Origin of the sequence: Kribbella lupini (genome assembly GCF_039529595.1) — a bacterium.
GTDB classification, from domain to species: domain Bacteria; phylum Actinomycetota; class Actinomycetes; order Propionibacteriales; family Kribbellaceae; genus Kribbella; species Kribbella lupini.
The window spans coordinates 724,206-743,665 of sequence record NZ_BAAANC010000002.1; the positions used below are offsets into that span (position 1 = coordinate 724,206).

22 protein-coding genes are annotated in these 19,460 nt (G+C 70.3%); 11 read left to right on the forward strand and 11 right to left on the reverse strand.

Annotated elements, in window-relative coordinates; all coding sequences use genetic code 11:
* Positions 1-41 precede the first annotated feature (41 nt).
* Both ABD235_RS16660 and ABD235_RS16665 read left to right on the forward strand, forming a co-directional pair.
* A complete protein-coding gene (locus tag ABD235_RS16660) occupies positions 42-1,355 on the forward strand; it encodes a phosphotransferase (RefSeq protein ID WP_344175047.1) in 1,314 nt (437 codons plus the stop codon).
* Positions 1,339-1,746 (forward strand): hypothetical protein, encoded by a 408-nt coding sequence (locus tag ABD235_RS16665; RefSeq protein ID WP_344175048.1) that lies wholly within the window; start codon positions 1,339-1,341, stop codon positions 1,744-1,746. Before ABD235_RS16660 ends, ABD235_RS16665 begins: the two co-directional genes overlap by 17 nt.
* Before the next feature lie 195 nt (positions 1,747-1,941).
* Here ABD235_RS16665 and ABD235_RS16670 read toward each other — a convergent pair whose 3' ends face one another.
* From ABD235_RS16670 to ABD235_RS16680, 3 genes are all read right to left on the reverse strand, one after another.
* The gene (locus tag ABD235_RS16670; RefSeq protein WP_344175049.1) at positions 1,942-2,307 is read right to left on the reverse strand and encodes a helix-turn-helix domain-containing protein; all 366 of its coding nucleotides are present in this window, start codon (positions 2,305-2,307) and stop codon (positions 1,942-1,944) included.
* 61 nt (positions 2,308-2,368) lie between these two features.
* Entirely contained in the window at positions 2,369-2,638 is a 270-nt protein-coding gene (locus tag ABD235_RS16675) for a muconolactone Delta-isomerase family protein (RefSeq protein WP_184803601.1), read from the reverse strand.
* Entirely contained in the window at positions 2,635-4,014 is a 1,380-nt protein-coding gene (locus ABD235_RS16680; protein ID WP_344175051.1) for an NAD(P)H-quinone dehydrogenase, read from the reverse strand. The genes ABD235_RS16675 and ABD235_RS16680 overlap by 4 nt, the downstream gene beginning before the upstream one ends.
* 31 nt (positions 4,015-4,045) lie before the next feature.
* Here ABD235_RS16680 and ABD235_RS16685 point away from each other — a divergent pair, with 31 nt between their 5' ends.
* Together ABD235_RS16685 and ABD235_RS16690 are read left to right on the forward strand one after the other, a co-directional pair.
* Positions 4,046-4,507, forward strand: coding sequence for a gamma-glutamylcyclotransferase (locus ABD235_RS16685; protein WP_344175052.1), 462 nt, complete (start codon positions 4,046-4,048; stop codon positions 4,505-4,507).
* A 43-nt stretch (positions 4,508-4,550) separates the two neighbouring features.
* Positions 4,551-6,203, forward strand: a complete 1,653-nt coding sequence (locus ABD235_RS16690; RefSeq protein ID WP_344175053.1) for a phospho-sugar mutase — start codon at positions 4,551-4,553, stop codon at positions 6,201-6,203.
* A 145-nt stretch (positions 6,204-6,348) separates the two neighbouring features.
* Here ABD235_RS16690 and ABD235_RS16695 read toward each other — a convergent pair whose 3' ends face one another.
* Positions 6,349-7,230, reverse strand: coding sequence for an SDR family oxidoreductase (locus tag ABD235_RS16695; protein ID WP_344175054.1), 882 nt, complete (start codon positions 7,228-7,230; stop codon positions 6,349-6,351).
* A gap of 84 nt (positions 7,231-7,314) precedes the next feature.
* Here ABD235_RS16695 and ABD235_RS16700 point away from each other — a divergent pair, with 84 nt between their 5' ends.
* Positions 7,315-7,884, forward strand: coding sequence for a TetR/AcrR family transcriptional regulator (locus ABD235_RS16700; RefSeq protein ID WP_344175055.1), 570 nt, complete (start codon positions 7,315-7,317; stop codon positions 7,882-7,884).
* A gap of 116 nt (positions 7,885-8,000) precedes the next feature.
* Here ABD235_RS16700 and ABD235_RS16705 read toward each other — a convergent pair whose 3' ends face one another.
* The 4 genes from ABD235_RS16705 to ABD235_RS16720 form a co-directional block, all read right to left on the reverse strand.
* Positions 8,001-8,453 carry a hypothetical protein gene (locus ABD235_RS16705; RefSeq protein ID WP_344175056.1) on the reverse strand — a complete coding sequence of 151 codons (453 nt, stop codon included), beginning with the start codon at positions 8,451-8,453 and terminating at the stop codon, positions 8,001-8,003.
* A gap of 188 nt (positions 8,454-8,641) precedes the next feature.
* Positions 8,642-9,565, reverse strand: coding sequence for a neutral zinc metallopeptidase (locus ABD235_RS16710; RefSeq protein ID WP_344175058.1), 924 nt, complete (start codon positions 9,563-9,565; stop codon positions 8,642-8,644).
* Between the two features lie 160 nt (positions 9,566-9,725).
* On the reverse strand, positions 9,726-10,598 hold the full coding sequence (locus ABD235_RS16715) for an alpha/beta hydrolase (protein ID WP_344175059.1): 873 nt from the start codon (positions 10,596-10,598) through the stop codon (positions 9,726-9,728).
* 39 nt (positions 10,599-10,637) lie between these two features.
* Positions 10,638-11,198, reverse strand: coding sequence for a PH domain-containing protein (locus ABD235_RS16720; RefSeq protein WP_344175060.1), 561 nt, complete (start codon positions 11,196-11,198; stop codon positions 10,638-10,640).
* An 87-nt stretch (positions 11,199-11,285) separates the two neighbouring features.
* On the opposite strand from ABD235_RS16720, the gene ABD235_RS16725 reads away from it, so the two are divergent.
* Genes ABD235_RS16725 through ABD235_RS16740 form a run of 4 tightly spaced genes read left to right on the forward strand, consistent with a single transcriptional unit; the run spans position 11,286 to position 15,200 of the window.
* On the forward strand, positions 11,286-11,879 hold the full coding sequence (locus ABD235_RS16725; RefSeq protein WP_344175062.1) for a mycothiol transferase: 594 nt from the start codon (positions 11,286-11,288) through the stop codon (positions 11,877-11,879).
* A gap of 47 nt (positions 11,880-11,926) precedes the next feature.
* Positions 11,927-12,895 carry a deoxyribose-phosphate aldolase gene (deoC, locus tag ABD235_RS16730; protein WP_184803585.1) on the forward strand — a complete coding sequence of 323 codons (969 nt, stop codon included), beginning with the start codon at positions 11,927-11,929 and terminating at the stop codon, positions 12,893-12,895.
* Positions 12,896-12,898: 3 nt separating this feature from the next.
* The gene (locus ABD235_RS16735) at positions 12,899-14,335 is read left to right on the forward strand and encodes an aldehyde dehydrogenase family protein (RefSeq protein ID WP_344175063.1); all 1,437 of its coding nucleotides are present in this window, start codon (positions 12,899-12,901) and stop codon (positions 14,333-14,335) included.
* Entirely contained in the window at positions 14,325-15,200 is an 876-nt protein-coding gene (locus ABD235_RS16740; RefSeq protein ID WP_344175064.1) for an aldehyde dehydrogenase family protein, read from the forward strand. Before ABD235_RS16735 ends, ABD235_RS16740 begins: the two co-directional genes overlap by 11 nt.
* 3 nt (positions 15,201-15,203) lie before the next feature.
* On the opposite strand, the gene ABD235_RS16745 is transcribed toward ABD235_RS16740, so the two are convergent.
* On the reverse strand, positions 15,204-15,962 hold the full coding sequence (locus ABD235_RS16745; protein ID WP_344175065.1) for a class I SAM-dependent methyltransferase: 759 nt from the start codon (positions 15,960-15,962) through the stop codon (positions 15,204-15,206).
* Positions 15,963-16,057: 95 nt separating this feature from the next.
* Between ABD235_RS16745 and ABD235_RS16750 the strand changes: the two genes are divergently transcribed.
* Complete coding sequence (locus ABD235_RS16750) at positions 16,058-17,086, forward strand: S66 family peptidase (protein ID WP_344175067.1); 1,029 nt, start codon at positions 16,058-16,060, stop codon at positions 17,084-17,086.
* A 1-nt stretch (position 17,087) separates the two neighbouring features.
* On the opposite strand, the gene ABD235_RS16755 is transcribed toward ABD235_RS16750, so the two are convergent.
* Entirely contained in the window at positions 17,088-17,705 is a 618-nt protein-coding gene (locus tag ABD235_RS16755) for a hypothetical protein (protein WP_344175068.1), read from the reverse strand.
* Positions 17,706-17,763: 58 nt separating this feature from the next.
* On the reverse strand, positions 17,764-18,870 hold the full coding sequence (locus ABD235_RS16760) for a serine/threonine-protein kinase (protein WP_344175069.1): 1,107 nt from the start codon (positions 18,868-18,870) through the stop codon (positions 17,764-17,766).
* 29 nt (positions 18,871-18,899) lie between these two features.
* Here ABD235_RS16760 and ABD235_RS16765 point away from each other — a divergent pair, with 29 nt between their 5' ends.
* Positions 18,900-19,460, forward strand: a complete 561-nt coding sequence (locus ABD235_RS16765) for an RNA polymerase sigma factor (RefSeq protein WP_344175070.1) — start codon at positions 18,900-18,902, stop codon at positions 19,458-19,460.

Consider the following 19,460-nt stretch of genomic DNA (forward strand, 5'->3'; position numbering starts at 1 on the left):
GGCTCACGGATCGCTCATCGTGGGTGTGCAGTGTTGTGGGCATGGCAGAACAGAGCGAGGCCCTGGAGCTTCTCACCGGCGCGACCGCCGGCGAGATCCTCGGCGCCGCGATCGAGGCGGCCGGCGGCGAGCTGATCGAGTGGCGCTCGACGGAGGTCTCGCACCACGGTGAGACTGCCACCGTCGCTTATCGGGCGAAGGTTTCCGGGCCGGGCGGCGTTTTCGACGAGGTGCTCGGGGCCACGGCCGGTGGGTTATTGCCGGACGGGGTGACGGTCGTCGGCGCTGGGCCGGGTGCGCTGGCCGGCGGCCGTCCAGCAGGGCCGGGTGCGCTGGCCGGCGGCGGTCCGGCTGGGCCGGGTGCGCCGGCCGAGGTTGGTGTTTGGAGCGCTGCCAACGACCCCAGGCTTCCTGGGTTGCGGGTTGCGCTGGATCCGGTCGCCGTGTCTTCGTTGTTCGCTCGGTGTGGGTTGGGCGATCACCCGGTGTCCGTGAAGCTGCGCGCCTACCGGCCGTTGCGGCGGGCTGTGGTCGAGGCTGTCGGGCCGCTGGGACGACTGTTCCTGAAGGTCGTACCGACCGATCAGGGGCAGGCGCTGCACGACCGGCATCGGCTGCTCACTGGCGCCGGCGTACCGGCTCCGCGGAGTCTGGGATGGACCGTCGACGGGCTCGTGGTGCTGGAGGCGCTCGGCGGGCGGGCGCTGCGGTCGGCGTTGCGATCCGGGCCTGTGGGGACCGATCCGGCTGAGCTGACCCGGATGCTGGATCGGTTGCCCACCGCGCTGCTCGAGGCTCCTCGGCGTACATCCTGGCTCGAGCGGACGTCGTACTACGCCCGATCGGTCGGGCACGTCGTACCGGAGCTGGCCAGTTGGTCGACCGGGCTGTCGGCGGCGATAGTTGCCGAGGGCATCATCGGGCCGACCGTACCGGTGCACGGCGACTTTTACGAGGCGCAGGTGCACGTCGACCGGTCCGGCGCGATCGTCGGGCTGCTCGACGTCGACACGGCCGGGCCGGGCGATCGGCTCGACGACCTCGCCTGCCTGGTCGGACATCTGAGTGTGCTCGCGCAGGTCCTGCCCCCGCACGCCAACGCCATCGACGGGCTGGCCGAGCACTGCCTGTCCACCTTCGACCGGCAAGTCGATCCGCGCCAGCTGCGGCTGCGGATCGCCTCGGTCGTCCTCTCACTCGCCACCGGACCGCACCGCGTGCAGGACGCCGGTTGGCAGCAAGCCACCCGGGAGCGGGTCGCACTGGCCGAACGCTGGTACGACGCCGCCCACCGGGTTCACCGGAGCACCGCGCTCCCCCTCCGAGAAAGGAACCACCATGAAAGCAACGCGTAAGTGGGCCGTAGTCGGAACCGTCGCCGCCGTCTCCGGCATCGGGATCGGCACCGCGGCGTACGCCGCCCCCGCCGACCTCAACGACCCGGCGAAGGCCACGGTGACCACGCCGGCCCCCGACTCCACGGCCCAACCGACCACCGGCGCCGCCCAGTCCGCCGACACCCCCGGCGAGACCGCCAGCACCAACACCCCCGGCGAGCCCGCCTCGGCGAACACCCCCGGCGACACAGCCTCGGCCGACACCCCGGCCGGCGCCGCGTCCGCCAACACCCCGGGCGACACCAACACGGTGAACACTCCGAACGACACCAGCTCGGCCAACACCCCGGGCACCGCCGACTCGGCCAACACCCCCGGCGACACGAAGTCCGCCAACACCCCCAGCTGATTCACACCCAGCGCCCGGACCGGACCCTTCTCCGGCCCGGGACTCAGCTGATCCCGCTCCCGCGCTCGGACCTGACCCCTCTCCGGCCCGGGCGCACCCCTGTCCCGCGACTTTGAGCACCGGTCGGCCACCAAGTCGGCGCGAGGGTGGTCGGCCCGTGCTCAAAGTCGGGGCGGGGTGGCCGGGGTGGATGGTCTACAGGCTCCGGTGCGGCCGGTTCGGGATGTCGGGGCCGAGGATCCAGCTCGGGGTCGCGTTGTCCGGCGTACGGCGTACGGCCGGATGGTGGTCGGGCTCCCAGTGGGCCGGGTGTTCGGTCAGGCCGAGCAGGTAGGTGACCGTGCAGTCGAGGGCCGCCGCGAGCTCGGGCAGGCGGACGACGTCGACGCCGGCGCCGTGCTCGAAGGAGCTGAGGGTCTTGTTCGTGGTCCGGATCCCGCGCCGCGCCAGCCGGGTGACGACCTGCTTCTGGGTCAGTCCGAGCTGCATCCGCCGGGCGCGGAGCCGGTGCGTGACGATCAGGTGCCGGTCCAGGGTCGGGTCGTCCACGTCGTCGAACATGCGGGACCTCCCGTCGGTTCCACCATCCTCCGGGTCACGAAGTCCGTCAATCGCCGACCGCCTACGAAGGCGCTTCCATCTCCGCGAGCGCGTGCACGGTGTACCGGGCGAAGTTGAACACCGGCGCCCGGCCGAGCAGCCGCTCGAACTCCTCGTGCGAGTCGACGTCGTAGATCCACGCCCCGCCGTGCGATCCGACCACGTGGTAGCGCGCGAGCACCTTGCCCTCGCGCTGCAGGCGTTCGCCGTACTCCGGCATGGCGCCGACCGCCCGCGCCATCTCCGGCGACAGCAGGCTCAGCTCCATCTGCCAGAGCACGAGGAACTTCATGACCGCAGGTGCAACCGGCGGGCGGCTTCGGCGATCGAGCCGGTCACCGACGGGTAGACGGTGAAGGCCTGCGCGACCTGGTCGACCGTCAGGCGGCCGGCGACCGCGAGCGAGATCGGGTGGATCAGCTCGGACGCGCGCGGGGCGACGACCACGCCGCCGACCACGATGCCGGTGTTCGGCAGGCAGAAGAGCTTCACGAAACCGTCCCGGACGCCCTGCATCTTGGCGCGCGCGTTGTCGGCGAGCGGGACCTTGGCGACCATCGCCGTACTGCCGCCGGCGTCCAGCGTCGCCTGGGTCAGGCCGACCGTAGCGATCTCGGGCGCGGTGAAGACGTTCGACGAGACCGTCGACTGGTCCAGCGGCGTGACCGCGTCGCCGAGCGCGTGCGACATCGCGATCCGGCCCTGCATCGCGGCCACCGACGCCAGCATCAGGACGCCGGTGCAGTCGCCTGCGGCGTACACCCCACGGCTCGACGTCCGCGACACCCGGTCGACCTTGACGAAGCCGCCGTCGTCGAGCGACACGCCCGACTCGACAAGTCCCATGTTTTCCGTGTTCGGCAGTGAACCGACCGCCAGCAGCGCGTGCGAACCGTTCACCGTCCGGCCGTCGGTGAGCGTCACCACGACACCGTCGCCCTGCCGCTTCACCGACTCGGCCCGGGAGCGTCCGAGCACGGTCAGGCCGCGTCGGCGGAAAACGTCTTCCAGTACGGCGGCGGCGTCAGCATCCTCGCCCGGCAGGACCCGGTCCCGCGACGACACCAGCACGACTTCGCTGCCGAGCGCGTCGTACGCGCTGGCGAACTCGGCGCCGGTCACGCCGGACCCGACCACGATCAGCTTCTCGGGGAGCTCCTGGAGCTCGTAGACCTGCTCCCAGGTCAGGATCCGCTCGCCGTCGGGCTCCGAGCCCTTGAGGATGCGCGGCCTGGCACCGGTGGCGATCAGCACGACGTCCGCCTCCAGGCGCTCGTCGCCGACCACCACGGTCTCCGGGCCGTCCAGGCTGCCGCGACCGCGGATCACGCGGATCTTCTCGTCGGCCAGCCGCCGGGCGATCCCCTCGGACTGGGCGGTCGCCAGCGCCTTGACCCGCTGGTTGACCTGGGTGAACTCGACGCTGACCGAGTTCGCCGGGTCGTCGTCGCCGTCGTCCACCCGCAGGCCCAGCTCGCCGGCCTCCTCCACCTCGGTCATCACCTCCGCGGTGGCGATCAGGGTCTTGCTGGGGACGCAGTCGGTGAGCACGGCAGAACCGCCGATCCCGTCGGAATCGACAACCGTCACCTCCGCTCCCAGCTGGGCGGCCGCACTCGCCGCTTCGTACCCGCCAGGACCGCCACCGATGATCACAACTCGCGCCACGAGAGGCCATTGTTCCGTATCCTGTGATCTCGTGACCCTGTACGCCGCGTTTGCGTCGAATCTGGACCCGAATCTGATGGCCGATCGGTGCCCGTACTCGCCTCTGCGCGGGACCGGGTGGATCGTCGGCTGGCGCCTCACCTTCGGTGGGGAGGAACTCGGCTGGGAGGGTTCGATGGCCACGGTCGTCGAGGACCCGGCCGACCCGACCAACCAGGTCTTCGTCGCCCTGTACGACGTGCACCCCAAGGACGTCGAGCGCCTGGACGAGTGGGAGTGGATCGACCAGGGCGTCTACCGCAAGATCCAGGTCCGGGTGCAAACCCTCGACGGCACCCAGCTGGCCTGGATGTACGTCCTGAACGCCTACGAGGGCGGCCTCCCGTCGGCGCGCTACCTGGGCATCCTCGCCGAAGCAGCAGAAGCAGCCGGCGCCCCGGACGACTACGTGGCCGACATCAGAGCCCGCCCCTGCCAATCCTCCGGCCACTGAATCCTTCCTCGAAGCTCTGTGCCGTACCGGGCGGTATCGTGCGGTGGTGACCGTCAACGATGCCGTTCTGATTCGTACTGCTGCTGAGGCTTGGCTGGCTGAGGATCCCGATGGGGACACTCGGGCCGAGCTGCAGGGGCTGCTGGATGCTGGGGACGACGCCGAGCTGGCCGACCGGTTCGGTGGGAAGCTCGAGTTCGGGACGGCGGGGCTTCGGGGGGCTGTCGGGGCCGGGCCCAACCGGATGAACCGGGTTGTGGTGATCCGGGCCGCGGCCGGGCTGGCGGCGTACCTGAAGGCGAACGGGCTGACCGACGGTCCCGTGCTGATCGGGTACGACGCGCGACACAAGTCCGACGTGTTCGCGCACGACACCGCCGCGGTGATGCGCGGTGCCGGGCTCGACGCCGTGCTGCTCGACCGTCCGACGCCGACGCCGGTGGTCGCGTTCGGGATCCCGCACCTGAAGGCCGTCGCGGGTGTCGTGGTGACGGCGTCGCACAACCCGCCGCAGGACAACGGGTACAAGGTGTACCTCGGCGACGGCTCGCAGATCGTCCCGCCGGCCGACCACGAGATCGCGGCCGCCATCGACGCGGTCGGCCCGCTGGACTCAGTCCCGCGCGGCGACGACTGGCAGACCGCCGGCGACGACCTGCTCGACGCCTACCTGACCAGGATCGCCACGCTGGTCCCGGCCGACGCGCCACGCGACCTCAAGGTCGCCTACACCCCGCTGCACGGCGTCGGCCGGCTGCTCGTCGAGGAAGCCGTACGCCGGGCCGGCTTCGCCGCTCCCGCGGTCGTGGCGACGCAGGCCGACCCGGACCCCGACTTCCCGACCGTCGCGTTCCCGAACCCGGAGGAGCCCGGCGCGATCGACGCGGCGCTGGACCTGGCCCGGTCCGAGGGCGCCGATCTCGCGGTCGCCAACGATCCCGACGCGGACCGGTGCGCGGTCGCCGTACCGGATCCGGCCGCCGAGGGCGGCTGGCGGATGCTGCGCGGTGACGAGCTCGGCGCGCTGCTCGGGGAGTTCCTGCTCTCCAGCAGGCCCGACGGGGTGGCGGCGTGCTCGATCGTGTCGTCGTCGTTGCTGGGCAAGATCGCGGCGGCGTACGACGTGCGCTACACGGACACGCTGACCGGCTTCAAGTGGATCGGCCGGGTGCCGGAGCTGGTGTTCGGGTACGAGGAAGCGCTCGGCTACTGCGTCGACCCCACGGCGGTGAAAGACAAGGACGGGATCTCGACGCTGATCCGCGTGCTCGAGCTGGGCGCCCGGGCGAAGGCCGAGGGGCGCACGCTGCTCGACCTGCTGGACGACCTGGCGAAGAAGTACGGACTGCACGCGACCGACCAGCTGTCCGCGCGCGTCGAGGACCTCAGCCTGATCGCGGCCGCGATGGACCGCCTGCGGGCGACCCCGCCGACGACGCTCGGCGGGCACAGCGTCGACCGCATCGACGACCTGAGCAAGGGCAGCGACCACCTGCCGCCGACGGACGGCCTGCGCTACACGCTCTCGGAGGGCGCCCGCGTCGTCGTCCGCCCGTCGGGGACCGAGCCAAAGCTCAAGTGCTACTTGGAGGTCGTCATCCCCGTCGAAGGTGACGACGTCGCCGCCGCGCGCGCGAAGGCCTCCGAAGAACTCACCGCCATCAAGCAAGACCTGGCAGCAGCCGCCGGCATCTGAGCTCGCGAAGCAGATGAGTAGCCGCCGCGCCGGCACCACTCTGTGAGCGAAGCGTTCGGGGGCGCCGGCTAACCACCCCACCACGCAAGCCGTAGCCGCCGCCGGTCGAGACGGCGGCTACGGCGTGATCGATCCAAGGACGACCTCAGGGCTTGATCAGTTCCAGGTCGTCGAGCAGCTTCGGGTGGACCGGTTGCCAGTTCAGCGTCTCCCGGGTGTGGGCGCTGGACGCCGGCTGATCAGCCGCGAAGATGGCTCCGATCGGCCCGTAGCTGTCCGCCGGGACCTCCTGGACCGGGACACCGAGCCGTCGCCCGATCACTTCCGCGATCGCCTTGACCGGGTCGCCCTCGTCGTCGACCGCGTGCCACGCCGTACCGGCCGGCGCGTTCTCGAGCGCGAGGCGGAACAACGCCGCCGCGTCCTTCGCGTGCACCGCCGGCCAGCGCTGCGAGCCGTCGCCGATGTAGCCGGAGACGCCGGACTGCCGCGCGATCTGAGTGAGCAGGCCGGCGAAACCGCCCTGACCTTCGGCGTGCACGGTGCGAGGCAGGCGGACGGCCGACGTACGGACGCCGCGCTCGGCGAACGCAAGCGTCGAGGTGACCGCTCGGCTGCGTCCGGCGACCGGGCCGTCCAGCGGCAAGGCGTCGGCCTCCGTCGACGCGCGGCCGGGGACGGCCGGCGTACCGGAGCACACGACGTACGGCTTGCCGGTGCCGACGAGGGCCTCGCCGATCGCGGCCTGCGCGGCGGCCTCCTCCTCGATCGAGCGGGCGAGCGCCTCCGGACTGCTGAAATCGTTGCTGAAGGCAAGATGAATGACACCGTCGGCGGAACCGGCCGCGGCCCGCAGTACGTCGAGATCGGTGAGCGAACCTCGGACCGCCTCCGCGCCAACGGCCTCGAGCTTGGCGGCCGAGGCGTCGGAACGGGCCAGCCCGAGCGGGGTGTGGCCGTGCTGGAGAAGCTCGGCGACGACCGCCGAGCCGATGAGGCCGGTGGCCCCGGTGACGAAGACCTGCATGACAGCTCCAGGAAGTGATGGGACTCTTGTCCCATCACTGTAGCACCGTCATGGGACCATGGTCCCGTCACCTATGATGGTGCCATGGCGAGGTGGGAACCCGGAGCGCGCGAGCGGATGGTCGTGGCGGCGGTCGACCTGTTCACCGAGCAGGGGTACGACGCGACGACGGTCGCGGAGATCGCGGAACGCGCGGGCGTCACCAAGAGCACGTTCTTCCGGCACTTCCCCGACAAGCGTGAGCTGCTGGTCGCCGGGCAGGCAGCACTCAGCGAGCTGCTGACCGAGGGGATCGCAACCGCGCCCGCCGACGCCACTCCGCTCGAGGCGGTCGGCGCGGGCCTGCAGCGCGCGGCAACGATGATGACGTCGTTCAACCGGGAGCTCTACCCGAAGATCCAGGCGGCCGTCGCCGCCAACAGCGAGCTCCAGGCGCGCGACGCTCTCAAGAGTGTCGGCCTCGCCGCGGCGATGACCGATGCGCTGGTGGCCCGCGACATCCCCGAGCCGACGGCTCATCTCGCCGCGGAGCTGGGAGTGCTCGCGTTCAAACGCGGTTGGGCGGCCTGGACGCAAGCGGGTCAGGGCGAACTCGGTACGTACGCCGCCGCCGCCCTGGACGAGCTGCGCGCGGCCGGCGCGGCCCTGGGCTGACCCGCCACGAAATCCGAGAAGCACCAGGAACAGTTGAAGGGCCCCTCGATGAGGGGCCCTTCAACTGTGTACGGGATCAGGGAACACCTGGCGGGAGACTCCCTGCGGTGGTGGTCCTAGCGGACCGCTGCGGCCTCTTGCTCGGCCTGCTCGGAACGCAGCGAGCTCTGCAGGGACGAGTGGAGGATGCGCAGCGTGCTGGTGGACTGCATCAGCGCGTCCCGCTCGTCGGGGTTGCGGTTGGCCAGGGCGGTGATGTCGTTGATGCTCGCCTCGATCCGGCCGATCCGGTCGGCGACCGTGCCCTCCTGGCTGCTGGCCCGGCGGATCGCCTCGGACGTGACCGTCCAGACGTCCTCCTTGTCGTTGGTGCGGCGCGACAGGTCGACCATCTGGCTGAGCGCGGCGAGATCGCTGTCGATCTGGCTCCGCTCGACCGGCACCGTGATGCCCGCGGTCGACTGACGGAGCCGGGTGACATGCCCGGACAGCTCCGACCAGCTGCACTTACCGCTCTTGATCTTGTCCAGCACCTTGGTGTACTCGGTGTTGAACTCGTCGTAGTTCACTGTCCTTGACTCCTGCCGTTCGACGTTCGACCCAGACTCTAAGGCGTGCGGACCCGAAACACGGTAACCACACGATCGCAGATCGTGTACGTGTCGGCAAAACGCGAAGGCGCCCGGAGAGCCAACGCTCTCCGGGCGCCTTCGTTACGGCTACGGCTCAGCCTTCACCGAACCGGTTCCACCGTGGATCAGGCGATCCGGGTGGCCGGGGCCGACCAGGTCTGGCAGCTGCCCGGGTGGGTGTTCTTCCCGTTGCCGGTGAAGCCGGCCAGCGACCAGTAGTTGTGGTTGGTCCACGAGCCGTGGTCACGCGGGTAGCCCGGCTGGTCGCCGGAGTGCGAGACGACCCACTTCCACTCGGTGAGCAGACCGCCGCTCATCGGGTAGTACGCCTTGTTGGCGCCGATGTAGGCCGAGCCGAGGCAGGACGCCTGCAGCTCGCGGCGACGGCTCTCCGCCAGCGACGCGTCGTACGTCATGTGGCTGCCACGCCAGTGCGACGCGGTCAGGATGCCGGTCATGCTCTGGATGTGGTGCCCGTACTCGTGCGCGATCGTGTTGGTCGCGTAGGCGACGGCGAACGTCGGGTTCTGCGCGTAGTACGTGACCAGCTGACGCCACGGGATGTAGATCGTGCCACCGCGGTAGGAGCAGTAGAACGACGTCCAGCCGGTGACCGAGCCACAGGCGGAATTCACGGTGTTGTAGCCGTGCACGACCAGGGCCGGCTTGACGTCCCAGCGGGCGCCCATCCGCCACAGGTTCGGCTTCCACGCGGCGTACATGCAGCGCACGAGCTCGGACTCGAAGTACCGGACGTTCTTCTCGGTGTTCAGCGCGACGGCCGGCCGCTTGCACTTCGACGCCGCGATGTTGCCGGTGGCGTAGAGCTTGTTGTTCTTGACGGCCGCCAGCGCCTTGGCCGCCGTCCAGCCGGCGTCGCGGCCCGCGTTGGGCACGTTCGCCGGGGTGTCGATGACGCCCGGAACCGGGCGTTCCGCCTGAACGGCGGCCGGCGCGGCCTGGGCGTTCGGCATCGCGAGGACCGCGCAGCTGGCGACGGCGACGGCGCCGGCCAGGACGCGAAGCTTCTTGCTGGAGAGATAGTTCATGCGCTCCACTCTCGAGTACTGGGGGGACATACCGGAGCCATCCTGGATCACCCAGAGGTTCATTCCGGCCCGAACACGGGATCCGACGCAGCATCCGGTGGTGAAGTTCCCCTCATTTCGGCGAATCCGACGCGTTCCGTCAGAGGATGGTCGCGCTCCGTCAGCCCGGTACGCCGAGCCGGGTGCCGAGGAAGCGGAACTGGTCCGGCAGCATCCGCCGCCAGTAGCCGGCCGTGTGCGCCCCGGCCTGGATCCCGCCCTCGGCGACGACGTCGCGGCGCAGGTCCCGGACCGCGCCGGCGAACGGGTCGTCCCGCCCGCAGTCGATGCGCAGGGCAACAGATCTGAGCCGGGCACCGTCGACCTGGTACGCCGCGAAGTCGTCCGCGCCGTCGAACGCTCCCGGCGCCGACTCGTCGACGCTGCTCCACAGCGCCGGGCTCATCGCCGCAGCGGCCACCAGGCGGCCGTCGCTGTCGCGGGCGGCGAGCAGTGCGCCGTACCCGCCCATCGACCACCCGAGTACGCCGTACCGGTCGGTCCGCAGGCCGCGTTTGGCCAGCAGGGGAAGGAGTTCCGCGGTGATCATGCGCTGCGCGTCGTCGCCGGTGGAGCGATGGTGCCAGTACGAGTCGCGGCCGCCGTCGACAGTGGCGAGAGCGAAGGGCGGCGTACCGGACCGCACCGCTTGGGTGAGGTACTTGTCGGCGCCGAGGTCGTTGATCGCCGAGGTGTGGTCGCCGCCGCGCCCGTGCATCATGACGACGACGGGGAGCTTGGCATCCGGGGCCTGGCCGTCGGGGTAGATGACGGACCAGCCGACCGTCGTACGGCGCGCCGCGGACCGGAAGCTGCCGCTGACCACGGGACCGCTGGGGACGTCCGGGACTACTCCGTCTTCACCGGTCAGACCGAGTGCGGTGTGGACGCGGATGCGGCCTGGAACGATCCCGGTCTCCAGTCCGCCGACCGCGGCGACGCCGAGGCCCGTCGCGGACAGCAGCAGGCGGCGCCGGGTCAGTCGTGGGGTCACGCGAGATGAGACGACGCCAAGTGCTGTGTGGTTCGACGGTCAGCGGAGGATCTGGGCCACCACGGCGACGACGGCCAGGACCCCGATGGCGGCCAGTTCCGGGACGGCCCAGGTGGTGACGACGTCGCCCTCGGCGGTGGCGGCGTGCCGTTCGCGGTGGTTGTCGATCCGGTCGACGACGAACTCCGCACGGCTGATCGAGTTCTCCGCGCCGAGCTTGCGGCCGCCGACGCGGCTCTTGCGCAGGTCCTTCATCACCAGCTGGACGCCGGGGCAGCGGATCTTGCCGGCGGTGGTGTGCACCCGCAGGATGTCGGTCACGTCGGCGTCCTCGATCCGGTGCCACGGGACGTGGTGGTCGCGGACGTGGTTGCGGATCAGCAGGCCGTCGGGACGCAGCGTCACCGAGGGGCGCACCAGGCCGACGTACGCGACGAGCATCAGGATGCCGATCAGGGCGCCGACCAGCAGGCCGCCCGTCGTCCGCCACTCCAGCACGATGTCGACCAGCCCGGCCAGGCCGATCACCATCACGACGACGCCGGTGATGCGGTTCGACGCCGACAGGTACTGCTCGTTCTCGGTCACCTTCGGTTTCACCCGGACAAGGTAGCCGCTCGCACCCAGCCGGACGAGCGGAGGCTTCGCGGACGGCGATCGTCCGGGTAGCGGATTAGCGTGCTGTGCATGAGTGATGACACCGATCAGAACGACTACCCGTGGGAGCCGCCGCAGGCAGGGACGGAGGCCGAGCACCTGCTGGGAGCGCTGAACCGGCTGCGCTCGACGTTCCGCTACAAGGCCGACGGGCTGGACTCCGACGGGCTGAACCAGCGGATCGGGGCGTCGTCGCTGACGCTGGGCGGCCTCCTCAAGCACCTCGCGCTGCAGGAGGACTACATGGTGCGGGTCAAGTTCCAGGGCGGCAAGCTCGGTACGCCGTGGGAGGAGCTCGGTCCGGACGGCACTGAGACCTGGGAGTTCGACACCGCGGCGCAGGACTCCCCCGAGCAGCTCTACGCGTTCTGGGACGACGCCGTGGCGCGGTCGCGTCAGGTGATCGCCGACGCCGTGGCGAACGGTGGTCTGGGCCAGGACGCCCATGTCACCTGGCCCGACGGCACCCACGCCAGCCTCCGCCGGTTGTTGTTCGACCAGTTGGAGGAGTACGGCCGCCACACCGGCCAGGCGGACCTGCTGCGGGAAGCCGTCGACGGCCGGGTCGGCGAGGACCCGCCCGCCGGCTGGCGTCCGACCTCGGGGACCTACACCTTCGAGTAGTACCTGCGACCACACAGGTTCCAGACACACGGCCTAGACTGCGAAAGGTGACGACTACCGACAGCAGCCCCGGCGCAGGGGTGGACAGCCTCGCCGACGTGACCTCGTCCGAGGACCGGTTGCGCCGGTTCCTGCTCGGTCTGCCGGGTGTCGACCAGGTCGGCGCCGAGGCGCGGGCGGCGACGCTGAGCACCCGGTCGATCAAGACCACCGCCAAGGCGTACGCGCTGGACCTCGCCATCCAGATGATCGACCTGACCACGCTGGAGGGCCAGGACACCCCGGGCAAGGTCCGGGCCCTGTGCGCGAAGGCGAAACGGCCGGACCCGGCCGACCCGACCGCGCCGCAGGTCGCCGCCGTCTGTGTCTACCCGGACCTGGTGGCGACCGCGAAGTACGAGCTGCGCGGTTCCGGCATCAACGTGGCGAGCGTCGCGACGGCGTTCCCGAGCGGCCGCTCCAGCCTGGCGATCAAGATCCAGGACACCAAGGACGCGGTCGCCTCCGGCGCCGACGAGGTCGACATGGTGATCGACCGCGGCGCGTTCCTGTCCGGCCGGTACGGCCTGGTCTTCGACGAGATCGCCGCGATCCGCGACGCCGCCGGTGACGCGCACCTGAAGGTGATCCTGGAGACCGGCGAGCTGGTCACCTACGACAACGTCCGGCGGGCGTCCTGGCTGGCGATGCTGGCCGGCGCCGACTTCATCAAGACCTCCACCGGCAAGGTCTCCCCGGCCGCGACCCTCCCGGTCACCCTGGTGATGCTGGAGGCGGTCCGTGACTACCACGAGGCCACCGGCCTGCACATCGGCGTCAAGCCCGCTGGCGGCATCCGTACGGCGAAGGACGCGATCAAGTACCTGGTCACCGTCAACGAGACGGCCGGACCGGACTGGCTGGACCCCGAGCTGTTCCGCTTCGGGGCGTCCAGTCTGCTGAACGACCTGCTGATGCAACGCACCAAGCTGGCCACCGGGCACTACCCCGGCCCCGACTACTTCACGCTGGACTGAGGCATGAGCAGATTCGAGTACGCACCCGCGCCGGAGTCGCGCGCGATCGTCGACATCAAGTCGTCGTACGGGTTGTTCATCAACGGGAGCTTCACCGAGGCGACCGACGGCAAGCCGTTCAAGACCGTCAGCCCGGCGTCGGAGGAGGTGCTCGCCGAGGTCAGCGAGGCCGGTCCGGCCGACGTGGACAAGGCCGTCCGCGCCGCCCGGCGCGCGTACGAGAAGGTCTGGGGCCCGATGGCGGGCCGGGACCGGGCCAAGTACCTGTACCGGATCGCCCGGCTGATCCAGGAGCGCTCGCGCGAGCTGGCGGTGCTGGAGTCGCTGGACAACGGCAAGCCGATCCGCGAGTCGCGCGACGTCGACCTGCCACTGGTCGCCGCGCACTTCTTCTACTACGCCGGCTGGGCCGACAAGCTCGAGTACGCCGGTGCCGGCGAGGACCCGCAGCCGCTCGGCGTCGCCGCGCAGGTGATCCCGTGGAACTTCCCGCTGATGATGCTGGCCTGGAAGATCGCCCCGGCGCTCGCGGCCGGCAACACCGTCGTACTGAAGCCCGCTGAGACGACTCCGCTGACCGCGCTGGCGTTCGCGGAGATCTGCCAGCAGGCCGACCTCCCGCCGGGCGTGGTGAACATCATCACCGGCGCCGGGCGGACCGGGCAGGCGCTGGTCGAGCACGAGGGCGTCGACAAGGTCGCGTTCACCGGGTCGACCGCGGTCGGACGTTCGATCGCACGATCGGTGGCCGGAACGGACAAGAAGGTCACGCTCGAGCTCGGCGGCAAGGCCGCGAACATCGTCTTCGAGGACGCGCCGATCGACCAGACCGTCGAGGGCATCGTCAACGGCATCTTCTTCAACCAGGGCCACGTCTGCTGCGCCGGTTCGCGGCTGCTGGTCCAGGAGAGCGTGTACGACGAGGTGCTGGCCCGCCTCAAGCGCCGGATGGGAACGCTGCGGGTCGGCGACCCGCTGGACAAGAACACCGACATCGGCGCGATCAACTCCGCCGAGCAGCTGGCCCGGATCCGCGAGCTGTCGCAGGTCGGCGAGGACGAGGGCGCCGAGCGCTGGTCGCCCGAGTGCGAGCTGCCCACGCAGGGGTTCTGGTTCCCGCCGACCGTCTTCACCGGCGTCTCGCAGGCGCACCGGATCGCCCGCGAGGAGATCTTCGGGCCCGTCCTGTCGGTGCTCACCTTCCGCACTCCCCAGGAAGCGGTCGAGAAGGCCAACAACACGCCGTTCGGGCTGTCCGCCGGCGTCTGGACCGACAAGGGATCGCGGATCCTGTGGATGGCCGACCAGCTGCGCGCCGGCGTGGTCTGGGCGAACACGTTCAACCGCTTCGACCCGTCCTCGCCGTTCGGCGGGTACAAGGAGTCGGGCTACGGCCGCGAGGGCGGCCGCCACGGTCTGGAGGCCTACCTTGCCCACTAAGTCCGACGCGCGGCTGGACGTGCGCAAGACCTACAAGCTGTACGTCGGCGGCGCCTTCCCGCGCAGCGAGTCGGGCCGGTCGTACGTGGTGAACGATGCCAAGGGCAAGTTCCTCGCGAACGCGTCGCAGGCCTCCCGCAAGGACGCCCGGGACGCGGTCGTCGCGGCCCGCAAGGCCTTCGGCGGCTGGTCGGCCCGGACGGCGTACAACCGCGGCCAGGTGCTCTACCGGATCGCCGAGGTGATGGAAGGCCGGCACGACCAGTTCAGCGCCGAGGTCGCCGCGGCCGAGGGGCTGTCGGTCGCGAAGGCCCGTCCGCTGGTCGACGCGGCGATCGACCGCTGGGTCTGGTACGCCGGCTGGGCCGACAAGCTGGCCCAGGTCGTCGGCTCGAGCAACCCGGTGGCCGGCCCGTACTTCGACTTCTCGGTGCCCGAGGCAACGGGTGTGGTCGCGCTGCTGGCGCCGCAGGACTCCAGCCTGCTGGGCCTGACCAGCGTCATCGCGCCCGCGATCGTGTCCGGCAACACCGCGGTCGTCGTCACCTCCTTCGAGCGCCCGATCCCCGCGATCACGCTCGGCGAGGTGATGGCCACCTCGGACCTGCCCGGTGGGGTCGTCAACATCCTCACCGGTTCAGCGACCGAGATCGGTCCGTGGCTCGCGTCGCACATGGACGTCAACGCGATCGACCTGTGCGGTGCCGAGTCGGCCGACGAGGCCCGCGACCTGGAAGCGGCCGCCGCCGAGAACCTCAAGCGAGTCCGCCGCCCCGCGGACGAGGACTGGCTCGAGTCTCCGGGCTTGTCCCGCCTGACGCAGTACCTGGAACTGAAGACCGTCTGGCACCCGATCGGCGTCTGACACTCAGCTCGGACGGCGGGCGACGGCCAGCAGCGAGCCGCCCGCCGGCAAGGGCACCCCGGCCCGGATCAGCGCGGCTTCCAGTCGCATGACTGCGAAGCACGCGCTGTTCAGCGGGGCCGCCATGCCGAGCTCGCCTTCGACGTCCGCGGTTTCCTTGCTGCGCAGGCGGGCAGCCATCATCGCGGGCAGCAGCAGGGAGACGAACGACGTCACCTTGACCGGCTCGAAGCCGGCCGCCCGGAGCTCGTCGATCAGGACGCGGCGGCTGTAGCGCTTGACGTGGTGGGCCGCGACGTCGGCGGCGCTCCACAGCCACTGGTGCTGCGGAACCGTGACGAGAACTCCACCGCCGGGCTTGACGGTCTGGAACATGCCCTTGAGCACCAGCGGCGCGTCCTCGACGTGCTCGATCACGTCGAACGCGCCGGCGACGTCGAACTCCGCGTCGTACGGGTTCCTGGTCGCGTCCATCTGCCGCAGCTCGACGTCCGGCATCCGGATCCGGGCGTTCACCAGACCTTCCTCGAACAGTTCGGTGCCGACCAGTCGCCAGTCGGGGTGAATCTGTCGCACGCGGTCGAGCACGTAGCCGTTGCCGCAGCCGAGCTCGAGGAACGAGTCCGCGCCGGGGAAGTACTTGTCGAGCGCCCAGTTGATCAGGTCGCTGCGCGCCCGGTACCAGAAGCTGTTGGCCTCCAGGGCGAACAGTTTCTCGAAGATTGCCGGGTCGTAGCCGCCGCCCGTGCCTGCGTCCGTCATGCTGCAACCTATGCCGCGCGGGCACCGCGCGCCAAGGGGTTCGCCGTACGAATAACCACGGTGCGGCCGGACGGTTCGCCGCATAAGGTCGGGCCATGATCTCCGCTGCCAAGCCGAAACCAGGTGACAAGGTCGCGGTCGTGTCGCCGTCGGGCGGACTGCCGGAGCTGTTCCCGGCGCCGTACGAGCTGGGGTTGCAGCGGCTGCGGTCGCTGGGGCTCGAGCCGGTCGAGTACCCGACCACTACCCGGCTGGAGACGACACCCGCCGAGCGGGCCGCCGATCTGCACGCCGCCTGGGCGGACCCGTCGGTCCGCGCGGTGTTCGCGAGCATCGGCGGCGACGACCAGATCACCGTGCTGAAGCACCTCGATCCGGAGATCTTCCGCGCCGATCCGAAGCCGTTCTTCGGCTACTCCGACAACACGAACCTGCTGAACTTCCTGTACTCGTTGGGGATTCCGGCCTTCCACGGCGGCAGTGTCATGGTGCAGCTCGGCCGCGGGGGCGCGATGCACCCCGACACCGAGAAGTCGTTGCGTGCGGCCCTCTTCTCGTCGGGGCCGTTCGAGCTGACCCCGGCGGCCGGCTGGACCGACCGCGACTCCGACTGGGCGGACCCGGCGACGTTCGAGTCCGAGCCGGACCTGTTCCCGGCCACCGGCTGGCAGTGGTCGGGTCCGTCTGGTCCGGTCAGCGGCCGACTGTGGGGTGGGTGCCTGGAGATCCTCGACTGGCAACTGGCGGTCGGTCGCTGGATGCTGCCCGTCGAGTCGTATTCCGGCGTCCTCTTCCTCGAGACCAGCGAAGAGCTCCCGAGCGTTGCGCAGGTCCACCGCATCCTGCGCAACTTCGGCGAACGCGGTCTGCTGGAGCGTTTCCAGGCCGTCCTCTGGGCCCGCCCGAAGTCCTGGTCGCTGGAGGACCGGCGCTCGGACGAGGCCGCGGCGTTGTACGTGACCGAGCAGTACGACGTCGCCCGGCGGATGGTCGCCGAGTACAACCCCGACGCGGTCTTCGTGAGCGGGCTCGACATCGGGCACACCGATCCCCAGTTGGTCCTGCCGTACGGCGGGCACGCGGAGGTCGATCCGGCCGCCGGGCGGATCACGGTCACCTACTGAGTCAGCGGATCTCCGTGCGGGTGAGCGCCGGGTTCGGGTCCGGGTAGCACTTGACCGGGGACTTGATCGTCACGAACTTCCACTTGATCGTGGCCTGCAGGTCGAGCCCGGGGTTGTCGAAGCTGGAGCCCTGGAGCTTGGTCTCGACCACTCCGGAGCGGCCTGCCTTCAGGTGCACGGTCAACTGCGGCAGCTTGTACGACGCACCGCCTGCGATCGGGCCGGCGACCTTGAGTGTCGCGACGCCGTTCGCGGCCTGGATCGTGGGCGTGGAGTTGAGCCCTGAACCGCCCGAGAGCCAGGCGGACACGTACTGCGCGTTGGCCGGAATCGGAATCCGCAGGGAGAGATCGCGGACCTCCTTCAGCTTGAAGCCCTTCACCTCGCCGGGCAGCGAGCCCGGCTTGAGGTCCACCACGACGTAGAAGTGCGCGCCCGGGCGTACGGTCGCCGGGGCTTTCGCCTCGGCCCCCTGGCGCAGGGAGAGCTGGTGCTGCCCGAACTTGGTGTCCGCCCGGCACGCGTAACTGACCGCCGCCCCAGCGGCTTCCGCCGGCAGCGGGACAAGGACCAGCCCAACAACCATCACGGGAGCCAGAAACTTCCGCAGAGTAGTCATACGATTACTCTAAGCAGTCATTCGGTGATTTGGTTCTAGCCATCTCACCCAGTGAGCGTCAGCGCCCAGCGAAGTACCAGGCCCCCACCGCAGCAGCCACAAACACCACCGGCACCAGCACGAACAGGGCAAGGCCCCTCCACCGCTTTCCTCGCCGGCCGCGGCGGGACGTTCCAGCAACGGTCTCCGGCGGGACAGCGGCGGCCGACCCAGCCCCCGATCCGGTGGACGAACCCGCGGCCGATCCGGCGGATGAATTGACTGTTGTGCTGACGCCGTCCTCGCCACCAGCCGACGTCCGAAGAGAAGCAAGCAGCGGCGCCTCCTGCTCCAACCGGTACGCCTCCGCCTCCAACCGCTCGGCAAGCGTATGAGCCTGCGCCCACCGATCCCCCACGCGATAGGCGAGCGCCCGCGCCAGCAGTTCGTCGACCTGACCAACCGCATCCTGCAGCAACGGCCGGAGACTAGGCGGGTCCTGATCAGGATCCCGCCCGACCACATCGGTGATCGACGACGCCACAAAAGGAGCACGCCCGGTCAGCAGCGCATACGTGACGGCACCCACGGCGTACACATCAGCCCGCTCATCAAAACCACCGTCCCCCCGCCCTTGCTCAGGCGCCATGTACGACGGAGTTCCGACCGCCTCGGTCAGCCCCGACGCCTCGGCAGCGCGCTTGGCAAGACCAAGATCAGCCAGCACGATCCGGTGCGTTCCCCCACCGGACTCCTTGCCGCCCGAGGGCCGTAGCAGCAGGTTCGCCGGCGTGATGTCACGGTGGACGACGCCCTCCGCGTGCAGCGCCGCAACAGCCCGCGCGAGATCGGCACCCCACCACAGCGCGTCCGCCGGATCGACAGGCCCAGCGGCCAGTACCTCGGCCAGCGTGCCCCCGCTGACGTAGTCCATGACGAAGTACGGCCGCCCGTCCTCCAGCGCGCCGAGGTCGAACACGCGGACCACCCGGTCGCTGGCGATCCGCCGCATCAGCCGCGCCTCGGACAGGAACCGCTCACGGACGTCGGCGCGCGACGCCCAGTTGTCGGCGAGGACCTTCACCGCGACGTCCACGTCCAGGTCGTCGTCGTACCCGCGCCAGACCGTCGCGAACGCACCCGCGCCGACCTTCGACTGCAGGCGATACCTTCCGATGGCGTCCATCGGGACTATTGTCGGTGACGGAGAGGATCATGGCGAACACCTGGGGGAGCATGAACGACGAGCTCGAGGAGTTGGCGGCGCGCGCGGCGGGCGGAGACGAGGCGGCCCTGCCGGAGCTGCTGCAGGCGATCCGGCCGCAGGTGCAGCGCCGGGTGGCCAAGTTCCTGCCGCACCGGGAGGACGCCGAAGAGGCGGCGCAGGACACGCTGATGACGGTCGCCACCAAGATCCACACCTTCCGGGGCACCGGGACGTTCGCCGGCTGGCTGACGATCGTCGCGACCAACCAGGCCCGCCAGACCTACCGCACGCTCAAGCGGCGCTCGGTCGAGCAGTCGGCCGAGGTCATGCCGGAGTCGATCGACCCGCGGACGACCTCGGTGATCGCCGGTTCGCGCCTCGACCTGCTGGAGGCGCTGGAGCAGCTCGAGGCGCACCACCCGCAGCTCGTCCAGCCGCTCGTCCTGCGGGACCTCGGCGCGCTCACCTACGCCGAGATCGCCGACGAGCTGCAGGTCCCGCTCGGCACCGTGAAGGCCCGCATCCACCAGGCCCGCAAGGAAGTCGCCCAGCGCCTCAACGTCCGCTGA